The organism is Alicyclobacillus contaminans DSM 17975 (genome assembly GCF_000429525.1).
In the GTDB taxonomy this organism is placed as follows: Bacteria; Bacillota; Bacilli; order Alicyclobacillales; family Alicyclobacillaceae; genus Alicyclobacillus_A; species Alicyclobacillus_A contaminans.
This window is the reverse complement of record NZ_AUCA01000095.1, coordinates 1-2,267: the sequence shown is the minus strand read 5'-3', so window position 1 is coordinate 2,267 and position 2,267 is coordinate 1. Positions and strand designations below refer to the sequence as shown.

Annotated in this window: 2 protein-coding genes; both read left to right on the top strand. The window is 46.8% G+C overall.

The genetic code is table 11. From position 1 onward, the window contains the following. Positions 1 to 103 precede the first annotated feature (103 nt). Positions 104 to 838 (top strand): HsdM family class I SAM-dependent methyltransferase, encoded by a 735-nt coding sequence (locus G463_RS0117205; protein ID WP_342663833.1) that lies wholly within the window; start codon positions 104 to 106, stop codon positions 836 to 838. Further along, positions 822 to 1,772: a restriction endonuclease subunit S gene (locus tag G463_RS0117200; protein ID WP_026976113.1), complete on the top strand. Its 951-nt coding sequence runs from the start codon at positions 822 to 824 to the stop codon at positions 1,770 to 1,772. The genes G463_RS0117205 and G463_RS0117200 overlap by 17 nt, the downstream gene beginning before the upstream one ends. The last annotated feature ends 495 nt before the right edge of the window (positions 1,773 to 2,267 follow it).

Sequence of the window (2,267 nt, the reverse complement as noted above, 5' to 3'; positions counted from 1 at the left end):
TCGTCCACTGTCCACTTACGTCCCGGCATCATAAACACCTCTACTTCATCTTAACCCATCCCTTCTGTCTGGGTTGACTCTGGGGCCAGTATAGAAACAGTGCCTGATTGGAGTTGAGCAGCAGCCGAACATGTACGCCTTAGCCGCCAGCAATATGATTTTGCGCGGGGACGGAAAGGCTAATTTGTATCAAGGTTCATGTTTTGACACGGGTATTACGAAGGCAGTAAAGGCCCATAAATGCACCGTTGGTATGTTGAACCCCCCTTATTCACAGGGGGATGAAGAACTGCATGAACTCGTCTTTGTGAACCATATGCTGAATTGCATTCAAAAAGGCGGAACGGGCATTGCAATTGTGCCGATGTCGTGTGCAATTTCGCCACATCCGATGCGCGAGACGATTCTAAAGCACCACACTCTCGAGGCCGTAATGTCCATGCCGGACGAACTTTTTTATCCAGTGGGCGTTATTACATGTATCATGGTGTTTACGGCTGGCATTCCGCACAAAACAAGCAACAGAAAAACATGGTTCGGATACTGGAAAGACGATGGATTTGTGAAAACAAAACACAAAGGTCGCATTGACTTGTATGGGTTTTGGCCTACTATCCGAGACCACTGGGTTGAACAATTTAGAAATAGAGAGGTGCGCCCCGGAGAGAGTGTGACAGCATACGTGACTCACGAGGATGAATGGTGTGCTGAGGCTTATATGGAGACCGACTATTCTAAGCTCACAAAGGCCGACTTCGAAGACACAGTAAAGAAATACGCGATGTTTAAATTACTTGGCGGCGTAGGAGTAGGTAACGAAGATGATGAAGCTAGGTGACTTATTCGACGTACGCTATGGGAATAGTCTGGAACTAAATAGGATGAAGCAATGTGGGAGTGAAGGAATTCCCTTTATTTCAAGAAAGTCAACCGATAACGGGATTGCAGCTTATGTAGAACCCGTTGAAGGTATCGAACCAAATCCAGCAGGGGAACTCACCGTTGCGCTGAGCGGTAATGGGGTACTGTCCACGTTCGTACAGGAACGGCCATATTATACAGCCTTTCATGTCGCGTGTTTACGGCCGAAAGTTGAGTTATCAAAGCAAGAGCTCTTATATTACTGCCTTTGCATTAAAGCGAATCGATACCGATATAACTACGGAAGGCAGGCTAATCGAAGCTTACGGGAAATTATTCTACCTTCCCCAGAGGAAATACCTAGCTGGGTACACGAATTTGATATCAATATGTACGACGATGCCGATGCTCCGGCAAATCCGAAAGACAGCTTAACCTTCGACACTTCTACGTGGAATTGGTTTCGGATTGATGAATTGTTCGAGGTCAAAAAAGGCAAGCGTCTCACAAAGGCTCAGATGACAAAGGGTTTCACTCCTTACTTAGGGGCCATAAGCAAAAACAATGGCATATCTGATTGGATAGGACAAGAACCGATTCACTCAGGGAACACGATCTCTGTGAATTATGATGGTTCGGTTGGTGAGGCATTCTACCAACCGGAACCATTTTGGTGTTCGGATGCTGTGAATGTATTGTATCCAAAATTTGAACTAAACCCGTTCATTGCGATGTTTTTGATAACTGTTATTAAACTTGAAAAGTACAGGTTCAACTATGGGCGTAAGTGGCACGTGGAACGAATGAAATCGTCCATGATTAAACTTCCAGTGATTGAAGACGGCACACCTGACTGGGGCTTCATGGAACGATACATTAAGACTCTACCGTTTAGTTCTCAGATTTCGTGACATGTACGAGAATCGCCGTAGCGAAAACAATCTGGTGAGTATCACGGACTGGGAACCTAGATTGCACTTCTACCCTTTCTTCTACCGGATGTGGTAGAACTGCATGGACAGAGCGGACGAAATCCGCCGTAAGCCCACGATAATGCCTGATACAGCGGGACTAGACGGACTATGCGAACAGCGACAAATGAACGCCAGAGAACTTGAAAACCGCCGTAGTCGCAAGGCTACCGTGGGTTCGAATCCCACCCTCTCCGCCAGTAAAATCAAGGACTTTCGGCATCCATTGAGGATGCCATTTTTCATTTGCAAATCCGCGTTTGCAAATCTTTTGCTGTCAATGGCCAGTTTCGTTTCGACACAAATGGCCACTTAAATCCGTCAGAAGTGGTCAAGTGCTAGGTAAGCGTCAAACCCCTCACACCTTGCGCTTCTCCAGACTTCGTGCGAGAGTCATGCACAGCAACAATCAGCCCCGCCAGGGAACCCAGCGGG

Coding starts and splice junctions, on each gene's coding strand:
- G463_RS0117200 (WP_026976113.1), top strand. CDS start 822: ATGATGAAGCTAGGTGACTTATTCGACGTACGCTATGGGAATAGTCTG.